Below are 21,258 nucleotides of genomic sequence, written 5' to 3'. Positions count from 1 at the left end.
CGTAGAAAACTTATGCTGCAAAATATCCGTATCGTACTGGTTGAAACTTCTCATACCGGCAACATGGGCTCGGTCGCCCGCGCCATGAAAACCATGGGTCTGACCAATCTCTGGCTGGTGAATCCGCTGGTTAAACCTGACTCGCAGGCCATCGCCCTGGCGGCAGGCGCCAGCGACGTGATCGGCAACGCCAATATTGTGGACACGCTGGATGAAGCGCTGGCGGGCTGTAGCCTGGTGGTCGGTACCAGCGCGCGCTCCCGCACCCTGCCGTGGCCGATGCTGGATCCGCGCGAGTGCGGCCTGAAAAGCGTCAGCGAAGGGCAACATGCGCCGGTGGCGCTGGTGTTTGGCCGTGAACGCGTCGGTCTGACCAACGAAGAATTACAGAAGTGCCACTATCATGTGGCCATTGCCGCCAACCCGGAATACAGCTCGCTGAACCTGGCGATGGCGGTGCAGGTAATCGCCTATGAAGTGCGCATGGCGTGGCTTGCCACCCAGGAAAGCAGTGACGCGCAGCCGGAGGAAATCCCCTATCCGCTGGTGGACGATCTGGAGCGCTTTTACGGTCATCTGGAACAGACGCTGCTGACCACCGGTTTTATCCGCGAGAACCATCCGGGGCAGGTGATGAATAAACTGCGCCGCCTGTTTACCCGCGCGCGCCCTGAAGCGCAGGAACTCAATATCCTGCGCGGCATGCTGGCGTCGATTATTGAGCTGAAGAATAAAGAGAAGTAACGGTTGCTTGCCCGGCGGCACAGGCTTGCCGGGGAAGTTAATAACGACGGCACAGAAGGTCAAATACCTGACTAAAACAGTCAAGTAAATAGTTGACCATTTTAGTCGGGAATGTCAGACTTGCGCCTGCTATGCAACACTACATATTTTAATAACAACCCCGGGCAGGGGCGCGTTTGAGGTTAAGTAAGACATGAGACTAACATCTAAAGGCCGTTATGCCGTTACCGCAATGCTGGACGTTGCACTCAACTCCGAAGCTGGCCCGGTTCCGTTGGCAGATATTTCTGAACGTCAGGGTATTTCCCTTTCTTACCTGGAACAACTGTTCTCCCGCCTGCGCAAAAATGGCCTTGTTGCCAGCGTTCGCGGTCCAGGTGGCGGCTACCTGTTAGGCAAAGACGCCAACAGCATTGCCGTAGGCGAAGTGATCAGCGCCGTTGACGAATCCGTAGACGCCACCCGTTGTCAGGGTAAAGGCGGCTGTCAGGGCGGCGATAAATGCCTGACCCACGCGCTGTGGCGCGATCTGAGCGACCGTCTGACCGGCTTCTTAAACAATATTACGCTGGGCGAACTGGTGAATAACCAGGAAGTCATGGACGTGTCCGATCGTCAGCACAGCCAGGAATCACAACGTAATACCCGCGCGCAGGACGCTATCGACGTTAAGCTGCGCGCCTAGTTATCCGACTCGATTCGGATAATACATAAAAAATAAAGAATTTCTGAATCAGGCCGGGACCGCGTGTTCCGCCCCTTCGGTCGTACATCCAGCCGATTGCCTGATTCCTTGCATTAGAGTGATGTACGGAGCTTAAAAGCAATGAAATTACCAATTTATCTCGACTACTCCGCAACCACGCCGGTGGACCCGCGTGTTGCCGAGAAGATGATGCAGTTTCTGACCATGGACGGGACCTTTGGTAACCCGGCCTCCCGTTCCCACCGTTTCGGCTGGCAGGCGGAAGAAGCTGTTGATATCGCCCGTAACCAGATCGCTGAACTGGTTGGCGCAGACCCGCGTGAGATCGTTTTCACCTCGGGCGCGACAGAATCCGATAACCTGGCGATCAAAGGCGCTGCCAACTTCTATCAGAAAAAAGGCAAGCACATCATCACCAGCAAAACCGAACACAAAGCGGTTCTCGACACCTGTCGTCAGCTGGAGCGTGAAGGCTTTGAAGTGACCTACCTTGCCCCGCAGCGTAACGGCATTATCGACCTGAAAGAGCTGGAAGCGGCGATGCGTCCGGACACTATCCTCGTGTCCATCATGCACGTGAACAACGAAATCGGCGTGGTGCAGGATATTGCGACCATCGGCGAACTGTGCCGCTCGCGTGGCATCATCTTCCACGTGGATGCCACCCAGAGCGTGGGTAAAATCCCGGTTGATCTGACGCAGCTGAAAGTTGACCTGATGTCCTTCTCCGGTCACAAAATCTACGGTCCGAAAGGTATTGGCGCGCTGTATGTGCGTCGTAAGCCGCGTATCCGTATCGAATCCCAGATCCACGGCGGCGGTCACGAGCGCGGTATGCGTTCCGGTACGCTGCCGGTGCATCAGATTGTCGGCATGGGTGAAGCCTATCGTATCGCCAAAGAAGAGATGGAAAACGAGATGGCGCGCCTGCGCGTCCTGCGTAACCGTCTGTGGGATGGCGTGAAGGATATGGAAGAAGTCTATCTGAACGGCGATCTGGAGCAGGGCGCGCCGAACATCCTCAACGTCAGCTTTAACTACGTTGAAGGCGAGTCGCTGATCATGGCGCTGAAAGACCTGGCTGTCTCCTCGGGCTCCGCCTGTACCTCTGCAAGCCTTGAGCCATCCTACGTGCTGCGCGCGCTGGGCATGACTGACGAGCTGGCGCACAGCTCTATCCGTTTCTCGCTGGGTCGTTTTACGACTGAAGAAGAGATCGACTACACCATCGAGCTGGTACGCAAATCCATTGGCCGTCTGCGCGATCTTTCTCCGCTGTGGGAAATGTTCAAACAGGGCGTGGATCTCAACAGCATCGAATGGTCACATCATTAATCGGTTTCGGCATCAGGAGAATAGAAAATGGCTTATAGCGAAAAAGTAATAGATCACTACGAAAACCCGCGTAACGTTGGCTCTTTTGACAACAGCGATGACAGCGTTGGCAGCGGCATGGTGGGTGCACCGGCCTGTGGCGACGTCATGAAACTGCAGATCAAAGTCAACAACGACGGCATCATCGAAGACGCGCGTTTCAAAACCTACGGCTGTGGCTCTGCTATCGCCTCCAGCTCGCTGGTCACCGAGTGGGTGAAAGGTAAATCACTGGACGAAGCCCAGGCGATCAAAAATACCGATATCGCTGACGAGCTTGAACTGCCGCCGGTGAAGATCCACTGCTCTATCCTGGCAGAAGATGCGATTAAAGCCGCGATTGCGGATTACAAAAGCAAACGTGAAGCCAAATAGTTGAGGTTTGTATGTCGATTACCCTTAGCGACAGTGCTGCCGCGCGCGTAAATTCCTTCCTGGCCAACCGTGGAAAAGGGTTTGGCCTGCGTCTGGGCGTCAGAACCTCTGGCTGTTCTGGCATGGCGTATGTACTGGAGTTTGTTGACGAACCGGCGGCTGAAGATACCGTTTTCGAAGACAAGGGCGTGAAAGTCGTGGTCGACGGCAAGAGCCTGCAATTCCTCGACGGCACTCAGCTGGACTTCGTAAAAGAAGGCCTGAATGAAGGGTTTAAATTCACTAACCCTAACGTTAAAGATGAGTGTGGTTGCGGCGAAAGCTTCAACGTTTAATCGTGCCTGAACCAACAAACCCCACCTCAGCCTGCTGTGTGTGGGGTTTGCTTTAACTGATCAACCCCGGAATGGTTATGGACTACTTCACCCTCTTTGGGTTGCCCGCCGGTTATCACCTTGATATCCAGGCGATGACAGCTCGTTTTCAGGATCTGCAACGTCAGTATCATCCTGACCGGTTTGCCAGCGGCACCCCAGCCGAGCAGCTTGCCGCAGTACAACACTCCGCCACGATCAATCAGGCATGGCAAACGCTGCGCAACCCCTTAACGCGCGCCGAATATTTGCTGTCGCTGCAGGGTTTTGATCTCTCCTCCGAGCAGCATACCGTGCGTGACACGGCGTTCCTGATGGAACAGCTTGAGCTGCGCGAAGAGCTGGATGAGATCGAACAGGCGAAGGATCTCGACAGGCTTGAAGCCTTTCAGACCCGCATCGGCACGCTGTACAACGCCCGTCAGCAGCAGATGATTGAACAGTTAGACGCGAAATCCTGGGACGCGGCCGCTGATGCTGTGCGCAAACTGCGTTTTCTCGATAAACTACGCAGCACGACAGAACAACTCGAAGAAAAGCTGCAAGATTTTTAATTTCGGAAGCTAACATGGCCTTATTACAAATTAGTGAGCCTGGCATGAGCGCTGCGCCGCATCAGCGTCGGCTGGCGGCAGGCATTGACTTAGGCACCACCAATTCGCTGGTGGCTACCGTGCGTAGCGGCCAGGCAGAAACCCTGCCCGACAGCGAAGGGCGTCACCTGCTGCCCTCGGTCGTGCATTATCAGCAGAACAATCACTCAGTGGGTTATGACGCCCGCGACAACGCCGCCCGCGATCCGGTCAATACCATCAGTTCGGTAAAACGCCTGATGGGGCGCTCGCTGGCGGATATTCAGGCCCGTTATCCGCATCTGCCGTTGCAGTTGCAGGCCAGTGAAAACGGTCTGCCGATGATCGCCACCCCGGCTGGCTTGCTGAATCCGGTGCGTGTGTCCGCGGATATCCTTTCCGCACTGGCTGCCCGCGCTAAAGAGGCGCTGGCGGGCGAACTCGACGGCGTGGTGATCACCGTACCTGCCTACTTCGATGATGCCCAGCGTCAGGGCACCAAAGACGCGGCGCGTCTTGCCGGGCTGCACGTGCTGCGCTTGCTTAACGAGCCGACCGCGGCGGCCATTGCCTACGGTCTGGATTCCGGCACCGAAGGGGTCATCGCGGTTTACGATCTGGGCGGCGGCACCTTTGATATTTCCGTCCTGCGCCTGAGCCGTGGCGTGTTTGAAGTGCTGGCTACCGGCGGCGACTCCGCGCTGGGCGGCGATGATTTCGATCACCTGCTCGCGGATCACATCCGTGAACAGGCGGGCCTGAGCGATCGCAGCGACAACCATCAACAGCGCGAGCTGCTGGATGCGGCCATCGCGGCGAAAATCGCCTTAAGCGACGCCGACAGCGTTGAAGTTAAGGTGGCGGGCTGGCAGGGCACTATCACCCGCGGGCAGTTTGATGCGCTGATCGCGCCGCTGGTAAAACGCACATTACTTTCCTGCCGTCGCGCGCTGAAAGATGCGGGCGTCGAGGCCAGTGAAGTGCTGGAAGTGGTGATGGTCGGCGGTTCAACCCGCGTGCCGCTGGTGCGCGAGCGCGTCGGCGAATTCTTTGGCCGCACGCCGCTGACCTCCATCGATCCCGATCGCGTGGTGGCAATTGGCGCGGCAATCCAGGCCGACATTCTGGTGGGTAACAAGCCGGACAGCGAAATGCTGCTGCTGGACGTCATCCCGCTCTCCCTCGGCCTCGAAACCATGGGCGGCCTGGTGGAGAAAGTGATCCCGCGCAACACCACCATTCCGGTAGCGCGAGCGCAGGAATTCACCACCTTTAAAGACGGGCAAACCGCCATGTCGATCCACGTGATGCAGGGCGAGCGCGAGCTGGTGCAGGATTGCCGTTCGCTGGCCCGCTTTGCGCTGCGTGGTCTTCCGGCGATGCCGGCGGGCGGGGCGCATATCCGCGTCACCTTCCAGGTGGATGCTGACGGACTGCTTTCCGTCACCGCGATGGAGAAATCCACCGGGGTGGAAGCCTCTATTCAGGTCAAACCGTCTTACGGGCTGACCGACAGCGAAATCGCCACCATGATCCAGGATTCCATGAGCTTTGCCGGGCAGGACGTGAAAGCGCGTATGCTGGCGGAGCAAAAAGTGGAGGCGGCGCGCGTGCTGGAAAGCCTGCAAAGCGCGCTTGCTGCCGATGCCGCGCTGTTAAGCGCCGCAGAGCGTCAGGCCATTGACGACGCTGCCGCGCATCTGCGCGCGATGGCGGAAGGCGATGACACCGACGCAATAGAACAAGCTATTAAAAATACAGACAAACAAACCCAGGAATTTGCCGCTCGCCGCATGGACCAGTCAGTCCGTCGCGCGCTGAAAGGCCATTCCGTAGACGAGGTTTAACATGCCTAAGATTGTTTTTCTGCCTCATCAGGACCTCTGTCCGGATGGCGCAGTTCTGGAAGCGAATACTGGTGAAACCATTCTCGACGTGGCGCTGCGCAACGGTATCGAGATTGAACACGCCTGCGAAAAATCCTGCGCCTGCACCACCTGTCACTGCGTGGTGCGCGAAGGTTTTGATTCGCTGAACGAGAGCACCGAAGACGAAGACGATATGCTGGACAAAGCCTGGGGGCTGGAGCCGGAAAGCCGTTTAAGCTGTCAGGCCCGCGTCGCCGACGAAGACCTGGTGGTCGAGATGCCGCGCTACACCATCAACCACGCGCGGGAGCATTAATATGGGCCTCAAGTGGACCGACAGCCGGGAAATCGGCGAGGCGCTGTACGACAGCCGCCCGGATCTGGATCCGAAAACCGTTCGCTTCACCGATCTGCACCAGTGGATTTGCGACCTGGAAGACTTTGATGACGATCCAAACGCATCCAATGAAAAAATTCTGGAAGCGATTCTGCTAGTCTGGTTAGATGAAGCAGAATAATTAAACGGGCTGCCTGCGGGCGGCCCTTTTAACATACAGGCCAGAAAGGATAAAAAAATGACAACTGAAGCCATGAACATCACCTTATCCACCGCGCCTGCCGACGCGCGCTGGGGCGAAAAAGCGACCTACAGCATCAATGCTGAAGGCATCACGTTGCATCTTAACGGTAAAGACGATTTAGGCTTGATCCAGCGTGCCGCGCGTAAAATCGACGGGCTGGGTATTAAACATGTGGCGCTGGCTGGTGAAGGCTGGGACGTGGATCGCAGCTGGGCTTTCTGGCAGGGTTATAAAGGGCCGAAAGGCAGCCGCAAAGTGGAGTGGGCCAGCCTGCCGGAAGCGGAGCAGAAAGAGCTGGACAGCCGCCGTAAAATTATCGACTGGGTGCGCGACACCATCAACGCCCCGGCTGAAGAGTTAGGCCCGGAGCAGCTGGCAGAGCGCGCGGTCGATCTGCTGAGCGACGTGGCCGGCGATCAGGTCAGCTACCGCATCACCAAAGGCGAAGATCTGCGCGAGCAGGATTACATGGGGATCTACACCGTGGGTCGCGGCTCTGAGCGTACGCCGGTATTGCTGGCGCTGGACTACAACCCGACCGGCGACAAAGACGCGCCGGTGTTCGCGTGCCTCGTTGGCAAAGGCGTGACCTTTGACTCCGGCGGCTACAGCATCAAACAAAGCGCCTTTATGGACTCCATGAAGTCCGACATGGGCGGCGCGGCCACCATCACCGGCGCGCTGGCCTTTGCCATCACCCGCGGGCTGAAAAAACGCGTCAAACTTTATCTCTGCTGCGCCGACAACCTGATCAGCGGCAATGCCTTCAAACTGGGCGATATTATTCGCTATCGTAACGGCAAAACCGTGGAAATCATGAATACCGATGCGGAAGGCCGCCTGGTGCTGGCTGACGGCTTAATCAACGCTGACAAGCAAAAGCCGCAGATGATCATCGACGCCGCCACCCTGACCGGCGCGGCGAAAACCGCCCTGGGTAACGACTACCACGCACTGCTGAGCTTTGACGACCAGCTGGCTAACCGTCTGCTGGCGAGCGCCGCTGCCGAAAACGAACCGTTCTGGCGTCTGCCGCTGGCGGAGATCCATCGCAGCCAGCTGCCGTCGAACTTTGCAGAGCTCAATAACACCGCCAGCGCGGCTTTCCCGGCGGGTGCCAGCACCGCGGCAGGTTTCCTGTCCCACTTTGTGGAAAACTACAAACAGGGCTGGCTGCACATCGACTGCTCCGCAACCTATCGTAAGGCGGCGGTGGAACAGTGGTCCGCAGGGGCGACCGGTCTGGGCGTGCGTGCCATCGCGAACCTGTTGACGGCGGAATAAGCATGTCGGAAACGAAGAACGAACTGGAAACCCTGCTTGAGCAGGCGGCCACGGAACCTGCACACCGCCCGGCATTTTTCCGGGCGCTGATGACGGCCACCGTCTGGGTGCCGGGTACGGCAGCAGAAGGGGAGGCCGTGGTCGCAGACTCCGCGCTGGAGCTTCAGCACTGGGAAAAAGATGACGGCACTTCGGTGATCCCGTTCTTTACCTCGCTGGAAGCCTTACAGCAGGCGGTAAGCGACGAGCAGGCATTTGTGGTGCTGCCGGTGCGTACGCTGTTTGAAATGACGCTGGGCGAAACCCTGTTCCTGAACGCCAAACTGCCGACCGGTAAAGAGTTCACGCCGCGCGAAATCAGCCATCTGGTGGGTGGGGAAGAAAACCCGCTCAGCCAGCAGGAAGTGCTGGAGGGCGGTACTTCGCTGCTGTTGTCAGAAGTGGCGGAGCCGCCCGCGCAGATGATCGATTCGCTGACCACGCTGTTTAAGACCCTGAAAACGGTGAGGCGCGCCTGGCTGTGCTCCATCAAAGAAGGGGCCGACGCGCCGGCGAATTTGCTGATTGGCATTGAAGCGGAAGGCGACATCGAAACGGTGATCCAGACCACGGGCAGCGTCGCCACTGACACCCTGCCGGGGGATGAACCCATCGACATCTGTCAGGTGGTGGAAGGTGATAAGGGCATCAGCCACTTTATGATGGCGCATATTACGCCGTTTTATGAAAAGCGCTGGGGCAGCTTCCTGCGCGACTTCAAACAAAACCGTATTATTTGATCACCATGTAGGCCGGATAAGGTATTTGCACCGCCATCCGGCGTACTGTCACGCGTCTTTGTAGGCCGGATAAGGCGCTTGCGCCGCCATCCGGCAAACTGTCACCCGATCTTTGTAGGCCGGATAAGGCGTTTACGCCGCCATCCGGCACAGTATCAACCGGTCGCTTCAAGCAACAGCAAATCCATCAGCAGCACCAGATTCGACTCAAACGAGGTCACGCCCGCGGCCTCGGCATCGTAATGCACCGCTTCGTCATACAGCGGAAAGTGCAGATCCGCCATCCCCGCCAGGGTATTCGCCGAGGCGCGGGTAAAGGCCACCACCGTCATGCCGACATTCGCGGCGATCGTCGCCTTATCCACCACCTGCTCCGTTTCGCCGCTGCGCGATACGGCGATAAACACCTCATAGCGCGCCGCATTGCTGAGAAAAATATTGCGGCTGTCACCCGGCCCGGAAATAAACGCCGTTTTGCCCAGCACCTGTAACTTCTTGGTGAGGTATTCTGCGAACAGATAGGAAAACCCGGCACCATAGAGAAAAAAGCTCTCTTTTTCCCGCAACAGCGCCGCGAACTGGCGGCGTTTTTCTTCCGTTACCCAGCGAAAGGTTTGCTGATAGTTGTTTATAAACTGGCCGAACAGCGCGGGCAGATCCGCGCTCAGCCCCGCCTCCACGCCGATATGGGGCGTGTCGGTCAGCAGCTGCTTACAGTGCCAGATAAGCTCGCTGTAGCCGCTGAATCCGAGCTTGCGGCATAAACGCATAATGGTGGCGGTGGAAACGTAGGTCGCCTGCGCCAGATCGCGCACGGTCATTTTGCCCACCTGCAGCGGGTGCGCCGTCAGGTGGGCCAGCACGCGGTACTCCGCCCGCGTCAGCGATTTACTGTGCGTCAGCAACGGCGCCAGTCGGTTATCCATATCCGTGGTTATCCTTGTTTAGACAGGCTCAACGGGCAGGTCGTCCCGTGCGCCCCATTCACTCCATGAGCCGTCGTACAGTTTGACATCGTTGACGCCAAGCGTTGCCAGCGCAAGGATCACCACCGCCGCCGTGACGCCGGAGCCGCAGCTGGCGATAATCGGCTGATGCAGATCCACACCCTGACGCGCAAAGATTTCTTTTAACTCATCGGTGGTTTTCAGCTCGCCTTCAATCACCAGATCCGGCCAGGGCACGTTAAGCGCGCCGGGAATATGGCCGCGGCGCAGACCGGGGCGAGGTTCGTCGGCTTCGGCGTTAAAGCGTGCCGCCGGACGGGCATCCACCAGTTGTGCTGTGCGTTCGTGGCTGACCAGCAGCACATCGGTCAGACGTTTTACACGATCGGCATCGAAGGTGGCCTCGAAATCGCTTTCCGCCAGCGTGACTTCCCCCTCCTGTAGCGGCAGCCCGGCGCGCTGCCAGCCCGCCAGCCCGCCCGCCAGAATCGAGACGGTCTCAACGCCAAAGGCTTTCAGCATCCACCAGGCGCGCGGCGCGGAAAACAGGTTGCCTTCATCGTAGACCACCAGATGTTTACGGTGATCGACGCCCAGCTCGCGCATCGCCACCGCAAAGGCTTCGGCGCGCGGCAGCATATGCGGCAGGGGAGTGCTGTGATCGGAAAGGGCTTCGATATCAAAAAAAACCGCGCCCGGCAGGTGCCCGGCGCGGTATTCAGCGTTCATATCCCGCAGATGCTCCTGTCCGGCAGGGGCCATACGGGCGTCAATAATCTGGATTTCAGGATCATCACTGTGTTCGATGAGCCAGTCGGCTGCGACAAAATACGAGGTGGTCATGGTTGCCTCCGTCAGCNNNNTTACCCGTCATACTTCAAGTTGCAGGTGTGTTGGCTGCCTTCGTTCACCCCAGTCACTTACTTATGTAAGCTCCTGGGGATTCGCTCAGTTGCCGCCTTCCTGCAACTCGAATTATTTAGGGTATNTATTAACGGATTGTCGGTGTTTTTTCTCACACCGACAAGTTCACCATCGCTAAGTCGCGAGCAAGCTTCAGAAAATCACACGGATTCTCCGTCTCGCCAGGCTTTTTTCAGCGCTGGCCAGTAGTCCTGGTTCGCCTCGATCATGTCATCCAGAATCGCTTTCGCATGCTGCATGGTCGGCACGGTACGGTTAAGGGTGAAGGCCTGGAGCGCTTTCTCGTAGCTGCCTTCAATGGTGGCTTCCACCAGCAACTGCTCTGACGCCAGCTGTTGCATTAACAGCGTCTGGTGGAATAACGGCACCGCGCCCATACGCATCGGCTCCGGCCCCTGCGAGGTGATGTACGCGGGCACTTCCACCATGGCGTCATAGGGCAGGTTCGCGATTGCGCCTTTGTTTTCCACAATCACCAGATGGCGCTGACGCAGGTTGAACGCCAGCGAGCAGGCCACATCGACGATAAAAGCGCCATGCACGCCAACGTGAAAGGCATCGGGGAGAATACCGGTACGCTGATACTCTTCGGCTGCGGCAAACAGCTTTTTCTCGCGCCCGTTCATCACTTCATTGGCGCGGGTGATGTTCGGATCCTGATGTTCGACGATCTGATTCGGCATCAGGTAATACTGTAAATACGGATTCGGCAGGTACTCCGGGAAGTGCTCCATAATCGGCTGGATGTTACGCCAGGTTTTCACCCACGACGGATCCGAGTGCTGCGGATCGGTTTGCGCCGCATCTTCCGTCAGCAGGCCAAATTTCGCGATATGCCGACGCAGTTCCGGCAGGCGATCTTCGCCATCCACCAGCACGCGGGTAAACCAGCCGAAGTGGTTCAGACCAAAATAATCCACCTCCAGCTTATGGCGATCCACCCCGAGAATAGCGCCCATATTACGCATGGCGGCGACCGGCATATCACAGATATTCAGCACCCGCGCATGAGGACGCAGACGTCGTACCCCTTCGGCAACGATAGCCGCCGGGTTGGAATAGTTGACGATCCAGGCGTCTTTATGGGCATAGCGCTCCACCAGATCGATCAGTTCCACCATTGGCAGAATGGTACGCAGGCCGTATGCCAGGCCGCCAGGCCCGCAGGTTTCCTGACCCACCACGCCGTGACGCAGAGGGATTTTTTCATCCTGCTCGCGCATTTTGTACTGACCTACGCGCATCTGGGCGAAGACGAAATGTGCGCCGCTAAAGGCCACTTCCGGATCGCTGGTGACGGTAAACCTGATGCTCTGGCTGTGGTCACGGATCACTTTTTCCACTACCGGCGCGATGGTGCTCTGACGTGCGGCGTCAATATCGTATACGCGGATCTCCGCCAGCGGAAAATCTTCCAGGCGCACCATCAGGCTTTTTACGATGCCAGGGGTGTAGGTGCTGCCGCCACCGGCGATAGCTAAAATAAAGGGAGGTTTAAACATGTTTGGCTCCTTTAGAGAAACGTCTCAACGGCTTCTCGCATTTTTTTGACATGCAGCCCGTAGACCACCTGAACGTTATTACCTTGTTTGATGATGCCCTTCGCGCCTGTCGCTTTCAGGCGGGGCTCATCAATGACGTCGACATCTTTTACCGTCACCCGCAGACGGGTGTAGCAGTTGTCGACCACGTCAATATTCTCGCGTCCGCCCAGCCCCAGCACGATGGCTTCGCCCAGCCCGCTGTTATTGCCTTTCGCCTGATACTCCTGCTTGCTGTACAGGCGCGTCTCCTGATCGTCCTCTTCACGCCCCGGCGTTTTCATATCAAAGCGGCGGATCAGGAAGCGGAAAATCACGAAGTAGAGGCAGAACATGATCAGCCCGACCAGGATATACATCGGCCAGTTAGACTTTTCGGTGCCGAGCGGCAGGTTATAGAGAATGAAATCAATGATGCCGTTCGCGCCGATAGCGTGTACGCCCAGCAGATAAAACAGCATCATGCCGATACCCGTGAGCACCGCATGCACCACAAACAGCAGTGGGGCGACGAACAGGAAAGAGAATTCGATGGGTTCGGTCACGCCCACCAGCAGGGAGGTTAACGCCGCCGGAATAAGGATGGCTTTTGCCGCCGCTTTACGCTCCGGCTTCGCGGTCATATACATCGCCAGCGCCGCCGCGGGCAGGCCGAACATTTTGCTGATGCCGCGTGCATCCCAGACCACGGTGCTGCTCAGCTGCTTAACATCCGGACAGGCCATCTCCGCAAAGTAGATATTACGCGCGCCCTGATACGTCTGGCCGCACACGTCTGCCGTTCCGCCCAGCTCGGTATACAGGAAAGGGGTATAGACCAGATGATGCAGACCGGTAGGCACCAGAATGCGCTCAAGGAAGCCGTAAATCGCCACGCCAATGGGACCCGCGCCTTTGATCGCCAGTGCCAGCGTGCTGATACCGTGCTGGGCGAAGGGCCAGAGCTCGCTCATGATGACGCCCAGAATCATGGAAACCGGCAGCATAATGATGGCGACGAAGCAGTGACCGGAATAGATCGCCATCGCCCCGGCAAACTGCACCCCGGAGTAGCGGTTATAGAGATAACCCGACAGCGCGCCGGTGAGGATCCCGGCGAACACGCCCATCTCCAGCACCTGCACGCCAAGCACCATACTCTGCCCCGCGGCCTTCATTTGATCGGCCGGGGCCAGCTCGCCCTGCATTTGCAGCGTGACGTTCATGGCGTTGATAAAGACGACAAAGGTAACGAGACCAATCAGCGCCGCGTAGCCTTTATCCCGCGCGGCAAGGCCTACCGGAATACCGACGGCGAAGACCAGCGCCAGGTTAACCAGCACCGAAACCGCAGACTTAGCGATGAGCTGTCCGATGTTCTGAATAAGCGGGTGACCGAGAAAAGGCACATAGTCGGCCAGATTCCCGTTACCGAACACATTGCCAAATGCGATAAACAGACCCACAATTGGCAGGATAAGTACCGGACCATAAAGCGATTTACCGAAATTCTGTAGGGCATTAACGGCTCTTTTCATAACGTATTCTCTTATATGAACCGCGCACAACGGTGCGAAGACAGGATAACGGTAGCAGCCGAAAGCGGTGCTTATCCAGCTATCTTATTGTTTTAAAAACAAATGACGCATAACGTAACATGTAACGTTATGACCTGTGATCCACCTTACAATGGTGCATCAACAGGCACAGGGCAATTTGCGAGGCGTCTTCCAGAGTCAGAATCTGACTTTGTATTTCAGCCGCTCGCGCATAATAATCAGCGTACCGTCGCGTAACGGGCTTTTGGGCAAGGGATACAGGATGAAACCGTTAAAATTAGCGGCGCTGTCAGTGGCATTACTGACAGCGCTCACCGTCGTGGGTTGTGATGACAATGATAAGCCGCAGGCAGCGCCTGCCAAAGCGGCAACCACAGCAGAGGCAAAACCCACCGCAAAACCTGATGCGGCGCAAAGGGAAAAACTGGCGGCGCAGAGCAAAGATAAAGCACTGACGCTTATCGACGCCTCAGAAGTTCAGCTGGATGGCGCCGCCACCCTGGTGCTGACTTTCTCCATTCCGCTCGATCCGGATCAGGATTTCGCGCAAAGCGTGCACCTCGTCGATAAGAAAAACGGCAAGGTCGACGGGGCATGGGAGCTGGCGCCCAACCTGAAAGAGTTGCGTTTACGCCATCTGGAGCCGAACCGCGAACTGGTAGTCTCCGTTGACTCTGGTCTGCTGGCGCTCAACAAAGCCACCTTCGGCGCCAATTACGAAAAAACCCTCACCACCCGCGATATTCAGCCCAGCGTTGGCTTTGCCAGCCGTGGATCGCTGCTGCCCGGCAAAGTCGTCGAAGGGCTGCCGGTGATGGCGCTCAACGTTAATAACGTCGACGTGAATTTTTACCGGGTGAAGCCAGAGTCGCTGCCCGCCTTCGTCAGCCAGTGGGAGTACCGGAATTCGCTCTCTAACTGGGAGTCAGACGAACTGCTGAAAATGGCGGATCTGGTGTATACCGGCCGCTTTGACCTCAATCCGGCGCGTAATACCCGTGAAAAACTGCTGCTGCCGCTCGGCGAAATCAAGCCGTTACAGCAGGCGGGTGTCTATATCGCGGTGATGAACCAGGCCGGGCATTACACCTACAGCAATGCCGCCACCCTCTTTACGCTGAGCAACATCGGCGTTTCCGCGCACCGTTATCACAACCGTCTGGATGTTTTCACGCAGAGTCTGGAAAACGGCGGGGCGCAGCAGGGTATCGAAGTGATGCTGCTCAATGAGAAAGGGCAGACGCTGGCGCAGTCATTAAGCGACGACAAAGGCCACGCGACGCTGGAAACCGACAAAGACGCCGCGCTGCTGCTGGCGCGCAAAGACGGCGAAACCACGCTGCTCGATCTTAAACTCCCGGCGCTGGATCTGGCGGAGTTCGATATCGCAGGCGCGCCTGGCTACAACAAACAATTCTTTATGTTTGGCCCGCGCGATCTCTATCGCCCCGGCGAAACCGTGATCCTCAACGGCCTGCTGCGTGATACCGACGGTAAACCGCTGGCGGCGCAGCCGGTTAAGCTGGAAGTGGTGAAACCTGACGGCCAGGTGGTGCGTACGCTGGTGAGCCAGCCGCAGGACGGGCTGTATCAGATGAATTATGCCCTTGATGCAAACGCTCAAACGGGCCTGTGGCACGTGCGCGCCAATACCGGTGACAACCAGTTGATCCAGTGGGATTTCCACGTGGAAGATTTCATGCCGGAGCGCATGGCGCTGGTGCTGGAAGGCAGTAAAACGCCGCTGGCGATGGCGGACAACGTGGACTTTAGCGTCACCGGTTACTACCTGTATGGCGCGCCGGCTAACGGCAATACCTTGCAGGGGCAGCTGTTCCTGCGTCCGCTGCGCGAAGCGGTGAAAGCCCTGCCGGGCTTCCAGTTCGGTAACATCGCGGAAGAAAACCTCTCCCGCAGTCTGGATGAAGTACAGGCCACGCTGGATGAAAAAGGCCACGGCCAGGTGAGCGTGGAAAGCCAGTGGCAGGAAGCGCACTCGCCGTTACAAGTGATCTTGCAGGCCAGTCTGCTGGAATCCGGTGGCCGCCCGGTCACCCGTCGCGTTGAACAGGCCATCTGGCCTGCGCAGGCGCTGCCCGGTATTCGTCCGCAGTTTGCCGCTAAAGCGGTGTATGACTACCGCACCGATACCACGGTCAATCAGCCGATGGTGGATGAAAACAGCAATGCGGCCTTTGATATCGTTTACGTCAACGCGGAGGGCGTAAAACAGCCGGTGTCCGGCCTGCAGGTGCGTCTGATCCGCGAGCGCCGCGACTACTTCTGGAACTGGTCAGAGAGCGAGGGCTGGCTGTCGCAGTACGATCAAAAAGATCTGGTCGAAGGCGAGCAGTCGCTGGATCTGCGCGCTGATGAAACGGGCAAAGTGACCTTCCCGGTGGAGTGGGGCTCCTATCGCCTCGAAGTGAAAGCGCCGGATGAAACGGTCAGCAGCGTGCGTTTCTGGGCCGGTTACAGCTGGCAGGATAACAGTGACGGCGCGGGCGCGGCGCGTCCCGATCGCGTCACCATGAAGCTGGATAAACCCGCCTATCAGCCTGGCGACACCATTAAGTTACATATTACTGCGCCAGCCGCCGGTAAAGGTTACGCCATGGTCGAATCTGCCGCAGGCCCGCTGTGGTGGCAGGAGATCGATGTGCCTGCTGACGGTCTGGACCTCGACATCCCGGTGGATAAAGCCTGGAAACGTCACGATCTCTATCTGAGCACGCTGGTGGTGCGTCCGGGGGATAAATCCCGCTCAGCCACGCCGAAACGTGCGGTCGGGCTGCTGCATCTGCCGCTGGGCGATGAAAACCGCCGCCTGAGCATTGCGCTGGATAACCCGCCGAAAATGCGTCCGAATCAGGATCTGACGGTCAAGGTGAAGGCCACGGTGAAAAATGGCGTGGTACCGAAAAAGGTGAATGTTCTGCTTTCCGCCGTCGACAGCGGGGTACTGAACATTACCGATTATGTGACGCCGGATCCGTGGAACGCCTTCTTCGGGCAGAAACGCTACGGCGCGGACATCTACGATATTTACGGGCAGGTCATTGAAGGGCAGGGGCGTCTGGCCGCGCTGCGCTTCGGTGGCGACGGCGATGAGCTTAACCGCGGCGGCAAGCCGCCGGTCAACCATGTGACCATAGTCGCGCAACAGGCGCAGCCGGTGACGCTGGATGAAAACGGCGAAGGCACCGTCTCGATGCCGATTGGTGATTTTAACGGCGAACTGCGGCTGATGGCCCAGGCCTGGACCGACGACGATTTTGGCAGCAGTGAAAACAAAATTGTCGTCGCCGCGCCGTTAATCGCCGAGCTGAATATGCCGCGCTTTATGGCGAGTGGTGATACCACCCGTCTGACGCTCGATCTCACGAACCTGACCGACAAACCGCAAACGCTGAATGTCTCCCTGAATACCAGCGGGCTGATTAGTCTGGAAGGCGCACAGCCGCAGCCGGTTAAAATCGCCCCGGGCGCACGCTTTACGATGCATATCCCGGTACGTGCGAAAGATGGCTTTGGCGACGGTGAAATCAACGCGCAAATCAGCGGCCTGACGCTGCCGGGGGAAACCTTCCCGGCGCAGCAAAAACAGTGGAAAATTGGCGTGCGTCCGGCGTACCCGGCGCAGACGGTCAATACCGGTATGCTGCTCAATCCGGGAATGAGCTGGACCGCGCCGACGTCAAGTCTCAGCGGATTTGCGCCATCAACCCTGCAGGGCCAGCTGTTGCTCAGCGGTAAGCCGCCGCTGAACCTGGCGCGCTATATTCAGGAACTGCGGGCCTATCCTTACGGTTGCCTGGAGCAAACCGCCAGCGGTCTGTTCCCGTCGCTCTATACCAACGCCGCCCAGCTGAAGGCGCTGGGTATTGTGGGCGACAGTGATGAAAAACGCCGCGCGGCGGTGGATATCGGTATCGCCCGTCTGTTGCAGATGCAGCGTGACGACGGCGGTTTTGCCCTGTGGGATAAAAATGGCGCAGAAGAGTTCTGGCTCACCGCCTACGTGACCGACTTCCTGGTCCGTGCCGGACAGCAGGGGTACAGCGTACCGACTGACGCCCTTAACAACGCCAACACCCGTCTGCTGCGCTACTTGCAGGATCCGGGCGTGATTGCCGTGCGCTACAGCGAAGATAGCGAGGCGAGCAAATTTGCCGTCCAGTCCTATGCCGCTCTGGTGCTGGCGCGTCAGCAAAAAGCCCCGCTCGGCGCACTGCGCGAGATCTGGCAGCATCACGATAAGGCGAATTCCGGCCTGCCGTTAATGCAGCTCGGCGTGGCGCTGAAGCTGATGGGCGACGAAGCCCGCAGCGGTCAGGCGTTCAAACTGGCGCTCAAAACTCCGCGTAAAGGGGGCGACCGCTGGACCGGGGATTACGGCAGCGCGCTGCGCGATAACGCCCTGATGCTGGCGCTGTTGCAGGAAAATAATCTGCTTAACGACGCGCAGAATCAGTTGCTGATGACCCTCTCTGAACAGGCTTATGGTCAGCGCTGGCTTTCCACCCAGGAGAGCAACGCCCTGTTCCTCGCTGGTAAATCCCTGCAGGATCTGCCGGGCACCTGGCAGGCGCAAACCTCTCTGGAGGCGGAAGCGCTGCACGGCAATAAATCCCTGACCCGCAATCTGTCGGGGGATCAACTGACCGCGCTGCAGGTGACGAACACTGCCGATACCCCGCTGTGGCTGCGTCTGGACACCACCGGTTATCCGGAATATGCGCCGCAGCCGTCGTCTAATGTGCTGCACATCGAACGCCGCATTTATGGCACCGACGGCCAGGCAACGACGCTCAGCTCGCTGAAGAGCGGCGATCTGGTGCTGGTGGCGCTGGAAGTGAACGCCAGCCAGAACGTGCCGGATGCGCTGGTGGTGGATCTGCTGCCAGCGGGCCTGGAACTGGAAAACCAGAACCTGGCCAGCAGCAGCGCCAGCCTTGAAGACAGCGGCGATGAGATCCGCAATCTGCTTAATCAGATGCAGCAGGCGGATATTCAGCACATGGAGTTCCGCGACGATCGCTTTGTCGCCGCCGTGGCGGTGAACGAAGGGCAGCCGGTGACGCTGGTCTATCTGGCGCGCGCGGTGACGCCGGGCACGTATCAGGTGCCGGTGCCGCAGGTGGAATCGATGTATGTGCCGCAATGGCGGGCGACGGGAGCTGCAAGCGGCCCGCTGATTGTCACGCCATAACGTGAAGCAACATCGTTTATTGCGCTCCCGCTGGCTTTGGCTGACGGGAGCGCTGTTGATCGTGCTGGTGTTGGTCTGGCTTGCGGATCGGATCTGGCCGCTGCCGCTCACCGAGGTGCATCCGGCGCGCGTGGTGGTCAGCGAAGACGGCACGCCGCTGTGGCGTTTCGCCGATGCTGACGGTATCTGGCGCTATCCGGTCACTATCGAAGAGGTATCGCCGCGTTATTTACAGGCGCTGATCCAGTATGAAGATCGCTGGTTCTGGCAGCATCCCGGCGTTAACCCGCTGTCGGTTCTCCGCGCGGCCTGGCAGGATCTGAGCTCGGGGCGGGTGGTGTCCGGCGGCAGTACGCTGACCATGCAGGTGGCGCGTCTGCTCGATCCCCACTCCCGCACCTTCGCCGGTAAAGCGCGGCAGCTGTGGCGCGCGCTGCAACTGGAGTGGCATCTGTCCAAGCGCGATATTCTTACGCTCTATCTCAATCGCGCCCCCTTTGGCGGCACCTTACAGGGCGTGGGGGCGGCAAGCTGGGCTTATCTGGGTAAACCCCCGTCACAGCTGAGCTATGCGGAAGCCGCGCTGCTCGCAGTACTGCCACAGGCGCCGAGCCGTCTGCGTCCCGACCGCTGGCCGGAGCGCGCCCAGGCGGCGCGGGATAAGGTGCTGGCAAGAATGGCATCGCAGGGCGTGTGGTCGGCGCAACAGGTGCGGGAGTCGCGGGAAGAACCGGTGTGGCTGTCACCCCGACAGATGCCGCAGCTCGCCCCGCTGTTCGCCCGTCTCGTCGCCGGGAAAACCCGTAGCGACAAGATTGTCACCACCCTGAACGCCGGGCTGCAACGCCAGCTGGAAGATCTGGCGCTGAACGTAAAAACCCGTCTGCCGCAGCGTAGTTCGCTGGCGATGATCGTCGTCGATCACACTGATATGAAAGTGCGCGGCTGGGTGGGATCGGTGGACATCAACGACGACAGCCGTTTCAGCCACGTGGATATGGTGACCGCCGTGCGATCGCCTGGCTCGGTGCTGAAACCCTTTATCTATGGTCTGGCGATGGACGACGGGCTGATCCATCCGGCTTCTCTGTTACAGGACGTTCCGCGTCTCTCCGGCGACTATCGCCCCGGCAACTTTGACAGCGGTTTTCACGGCCCGGTCAGTATGAGCGAAGCGCTGGTCAGATCGCTGAATCTGCCCGCTGTGCAGGTGCTGGAAGCCTACGGGCCAAAGCGTTTCGCCGGGCGTCTGCGTAACGCGGGATTACCGCTGATTTTACCGGCGGGAGCGGAGCCTAATTTATCGCTGATCCTCGGCGGGGCAGGGGCGCGCCTGGCGGACATTACCGCCGCCTATAGCGCGTTTGCCCGTCAGGGGAAAGCGGGTGCGCTGCGTCTGCTGCCGTCCGATCCTCTGGCCGAGCGGCCGCTGCTCTCCCCGGGTTCGGCCTGGATCATTCGCCGCATTCTGGCTTCACAGGCGCAGCCGCTGCCGGACAACGCCCTGTCGCCGGTGGTGCCGCTGGCCTGGAAAACCGGTACCAGCTACGGCTACCGGGATGCATGGGCGATTGGCATTAACGCCCGCTATGTGATCGGCATCTGGGTCGGCAGGCCGGATGGTACGCCGGTCGCCGGACAGTTCGGTTTCGCCAGCGCCGTGCCGCTGCTTAACCAGGTACATAATCTGTTGCAGGCACAGTCGGTGAGCGGCAACGCGCGTCAGCCTGTCGATCCGCGTCCGGCATCGGTGACGCGCGGCGTGATTTGCTGGCCGGGGGGACAGAGTTTGCCGCAGGGCGACAGCAACTGCCGTCGTCGCCTCGCCACCTGGCTGCTCGACGGCAGCGAACCGCCGACGCTGCTGTTACCGGATCAGGAAAGCGTGAACGGCATTCGTTTCCCCATTTGGCTGAATAAGGCGGGCGAGCGGGTGGCGGCGGACTGCCCGGACGCCACGCAAAAGACGCTCATCGTCTGGCCGCGGCCGCTTGAAGCCTGGCTGCCGGCGGGGGAGCGTCGTGCCGCCAGATTGCCGCCCGCTTCGGCGCAATGCCCGCCGCCTGGGCAGAATGCCGCCGCGCCCTTGCTGTTGACCGGCGTACGGGAAGGGGCGTTGATTCGCCGTCTGCCTGGCGAGGCGCAGGTTTCGCTGCCGCTGTATGCCCCCGGCGGAGAAGGACGCCGCTGGTGGTTTATCAATGGCGAAGCGTTAAATGAATCATCCGCAAGATTAACCCTGCAACTGACGAAGGCGGGCAGCTACCAGGTTGTGGTTATGGATTTATCAGGGCAAATGACGGCAGTAAGCTTCGAATTGCGCTAAAAAGTCAGAAAAATAAGCCTGATCTGTCAATTTTAAATAAGAACCATTTAGGTTAAGAGGCTTTTAAACTAATAACTTAGTGGTAGTTGATAAAGGTCAAATGGCATTCGTTC

17 protein-coding genes are annotated in these 21,258 nt (G+C 58.6%); 13 read left to right on the top strand and 4 right to left on the bottom strand.

The window, feature by feature from the left end:
- Positions 1-12 precede the first annotated feature (12 nt).
- From trmJ to sseB, 11 genes are all read left to right on the top strand, one after another.
- Positions 13-744, top strand: a complete 732-nt coding sequence (gene trmJ / locus QRD42_RS19135) for a tRNA (cytosine(32)/uridine(32)-2'-O)-methyltransferase TrmJ (RefSeq protein WP_318362710.1) — start codon at positions 13-15, stop codon at positions 742-744.
- A 193-nt stretch (positions 745-937) separates the two neighbouring features.
- Positions 938-1,429 carry a Fe-S cluster assembly transcriptional regulator IscR gene (gene iscR / locus QRD42_RS19130; RefSeq protein WP_072569351.1) on the top strand — a complete coding sequence of 164 codons (492 nt, stop codon included), beginning with the start codon at positions 938-940 and terminating at the stop codon, positions 1,427-1,429.
- Between the two features lie 141 nt (positions 1,430-1,570).
- Positions 1,571-2,785 (top strand): IscS subfamily cysteine desulfurase, encoded by a 1,215-nt coding sequence (locus QRD42_RS19125; protein WP_321987868.1) that lies wholly within the window; start codon positions 1,571-1,573, stop codon positions 2,783-2,785.
- Between the two features lie 27 nt (positions 2,786-2,812).
- Entirely contained in the window at positions 2,813-3,199 is a 387-nt protein-coding gene (gene iscU, locus QRD42_RS19120) for a Fe-S cluster assembly scaffold IscU (RefSeq protein WP_064327000.1), read from the top strand.
- A gap of 11 nt (positions 3,200-3,210) precedes the next feature.
- Positions 3,211-3,534 (top strand): iron-sulfur cluster assembly protein IscA, encoded by a 324-nt coding sequence (iscA, locus tag QRD42_RS19115; RefSeq protein ID WP_072569349.1) that lies wholly within the window; start codon positions 3,211-3,213, stop codon positions 3,532-3,534.
- A 77-nt stretch (positions 3,535-3,611) separates the two neighbouring features.
- On the top strand, positions 3,612-4,127 hold the full coding sequence (hscB, locus tag QRD42_RS19110) for a co-chaperone HscB (RefSeq protein WP_318375568.1): 516 nt from the start codon (positions 3,612-3,614) through the stop codon (positions 4,125-4,127).
- A gap of 14 nt (positions 4,128-4,141) precedes the next feature.
- Complete coding sequence (gene hscA / locus QRD42_RS19105) at positions 4,142-5,992, top strand: Fe-S protein assembly chaperone HscA (protein WP_072569347.1); 1,851 nt, start codon at positions 4,142-4,144, stop codon at positions 5,990-5,992.
- 1 nt (position 5,993) lies between these two features.
- Positions 5,994-6,329: an ISC system 2Fe-2S type ferredoxin gene (fdx, locus tag QRD42_RS19100; protein ID WP_072569346.1), complete on the top strand. Its 336-nt coding sequence runs from the start codon at positions 5,994-5,996 to the stop codon at positions 6,327-6,329.
- 1 nt (position 6,330) lies between these two features.
- Positions 6,331-6,531 (top strand): Fe-S cluster assembly protein IscX, encoded by a 201-nt coding sequence (gene iscX, locus QRD42_RS19095; protein ID WP_064544436.1) that lies wholly within the window; start codon positions 6,331-6,333, stop codon positions 6,529-6,531.
- Positions 6,532-6,588: 57 nt separating this feature from the next.
- Positions 6,589-7,878 (top strand): aminopeptidase PepB, encoded by a 1,290-nt coding sequence (pepB, locus tag QRD42_RS19090; RefSeq protein WP_072569345.1) that lies wholly within the window; start codon positions 6,589-6,591, stop codon positions 7,876-7,878.
- A 2-nt stretch (positions 7,879-7,880) separates the two neighbouring features.
- Complete coding sequence (gene sseB, locus QRD42_RS19085; protein ID WP_072569344.1) at positions 7,881-8,657, top strand: enhanced serine sensitivity protein SseB; 777 nt, start codon at positions 7,881-7,883, stop codon at positions 8,655-8,657.
- Positions 8,658-8,812: 155 nt separating this feature from the next.
- Here sseB and QRD42_RS19080 read toward each other — a convergent pair whose 3' ends face one another.
- From QRD42_RS19080 to QRD42_RS19065, 4 genes are all read right to left on the bottom strand, one after another.
- A complete protein-coding gene (locus tag QRD42_RS19080) occupies positions 8,813-9,583 on the bottom strand; it encodes a MurR/RpiR family transcriptional regulator (RefSeq protein WP_321987867.1) in 771 nt (256 codons plus the stop codon).
- 18 nt (positions 9,584-9,601) lie between these two features.
- Positions 9,602-10,447: a 3-mercaptopyruvate sulfurtransferase gene (gene sseA, locus QRD42_RS19075; protein ID WP_072569342.1), complete on the bottom strand. Its 846-nt coding sequence runs from the start codon at positions 10,445-10,447 to the stop codon at positions 9,602-9,604.
- Between the two features lie 221 nt (positions 10,448-10,668).
- Positions 10,669-12,030, bottom strand: a complete 1,362-nt coding sequence (locus QRD42_RS19070; protein WP_321987866.1) for a 6-phospho-alpha-glucosidase — start codon at positions 12,028-12,030, stop codon at positions 10,669-10,671.
- 11 nt (positions 12,031-12,041) lie between these two features.
- Positions 12,042-13,586 carry a PTS transporter subunit EIIC gene (locus QRD42_RS19065; protein WP_318374402.1) on the bottom strand — a complete coding sequence of 515 codons (1,545 nt, stop codon included), beginning with the start codon at positions 13,584-13,586 and terminating at the stop codon, positions 12,042-12,044.
- Between the two features lie 283 nt (positions 13,587-13,869).
- Here QRD42_RS19065 and QRD42_RS19060 point away from each other — a divergent pair, with 283 nt between their 5' ends.
- Together QRD42_RS19060 and pbpC are read left to right on the top strand one after the other, a co-directional pair.
- Positions 13,870-18,819 carry an alpha-2-macroglobulin family protein gene (locus tag QRD42_RS19060; protein WP_321987865.1) on the top strand — a complete coding sequence of 1,650 codons (4,950 nt, stop codon included), beginning with the start codon at positions 13,870-13,872 and terminating at the stop codon, positions 18,817-18,819.
- A 1-nt stretch (position 18,820) separates the two neighbouring features.
- A complete protein-coding gene (pbpC, locus tag QRD42_RS19055) occupies positions 18,821-21,145 on the top strand; it encodes a peptidoglycan glycosyltransferase PbpC (RefSeq protein ID WP_321987864.1) in 2,325 nt (774 codons plus the stop codon).
- Positions 21,146-21,258 lie beyond the last annotated feature (113 nt).

Source organism: Enterobacter sp. PGRG2, from assembly GCF_030291195.1.
In the GTDB taxonomy this organism is placed as follows: Bacteria; Pseudomonadota; Gammaproteobacteria; order Enterobacterales; family Enterobacteriaceae; genus Enterobacter_D.
Note: the sequence above shows the minus strand (reverse complement) of the source record. Positions and strands in the feature narration are given on the sequence as shown.

Bases quoted from the DNA above. Each gene is read 5' to 3' on its own strand.
- trmJ (WP_318362710.1), top strand. From the start codon at position 13: ATGCTGCAAAATATCCGTATCGTACTGGTTGAAACTTCTCATACCGGC.
- iscR (WP_072569351.1), top strand. From the start codon at position 938: ATGAGACTAACATCTAAAGGCCGTTATGCCGTTACCGCAATGCTGGAC.
- QRD42_RS19125 (WP_321987868.1), top strand. From the start codon at position 1,571: ATGAAATTACCAATTTATCTCGACTACTCCGCAACCACGCCGGTGGAC.
- iscU (WP_064327000.1), top strand. From the start codon at position 2,813: ATGGCTTATAGCGAAAAAGTAATAGATCACTACGAAAACCCGCGTAAC.
- iscA (WP_072569349.1), top strand. From the start codon at position 3,211: ATGTCGATTACCCTTAGCGACAGTGCTGCCGCGCGCGTAAATTCCTTC.
- hscB (WP_318375568.1), top strand. From the start codon at position 3,612: ATGGACTACTTCACCCTCTTTGGGTTGCCCGCCGGTTATCACCTTGAT.
- hscA (WP_072569347.1), top strand. From the start codon at position 4,142: ATGGCCTTATTACAAATTAGTGAGCCTGGCATGAGCGCTGCGCCGCAT.
- fdx (WP_072569346.1), top strand. From the start codon at position 5,994: ATGCCTAAGATTGTTTTTCTGCCTCATCAGGACCTCTGTCCGGATGGC.
- iscX (WP_064544436.1), top strand. From the start codon at position 6,331: ATGGGCCTCAAGTGGACCGACAGCCGGGAAATCGGCGAGGCGCTGTAC.
- pepB (WP_072569345.1), top strand. From the start codon at position 6,589: ATGACAACTGAAGCCATGAACATCACCTTATCCACCGCGCCTGCCGAC.
- sseB (WP_072569344.1), top strand. From the start codon at position 7,881: ATGTCGGAAACGAAGAACGAACTGGAAACCCTGCTTGAGCAGGCGGCC.
- QRD42_RS19080 (WP_321987867.1), bottom strand. From the start codon at position 9,583: ATGGATAACCGACTGGCGCCGTTGCTGACGCACAGTAAATCGCTGACG.
- sseA (WP_072569342.1), bottom strand. From the start codon at position 10,447: ATGACCACCTCGTATTTTGTCGCAGCCGACTGGCTCATCGAACACAGT.
- QRD42_RS19070 (WP_321987866.1), bottom strand. From the start codon at position 12,030: ATGTTTAAACCTCCCTTTATTTTAGCTATCGCCGGTGGCGGCAGCACC.
- QRD42_RS19065 (WP_318374402.1), bottom strand. From the start codon at position 13,586: ATGAAAAGAGCCGTTAATGCCCTACAGAATTTCGGTAAATCGCTTTAT.
- QRD42_RS19060 (WP_321987865.1), top strand. From the start codon at position 13,870: ATGAAACCGTTAAAATTAGCGGCGCTGTCAGTGGCATTACTGACAGCG.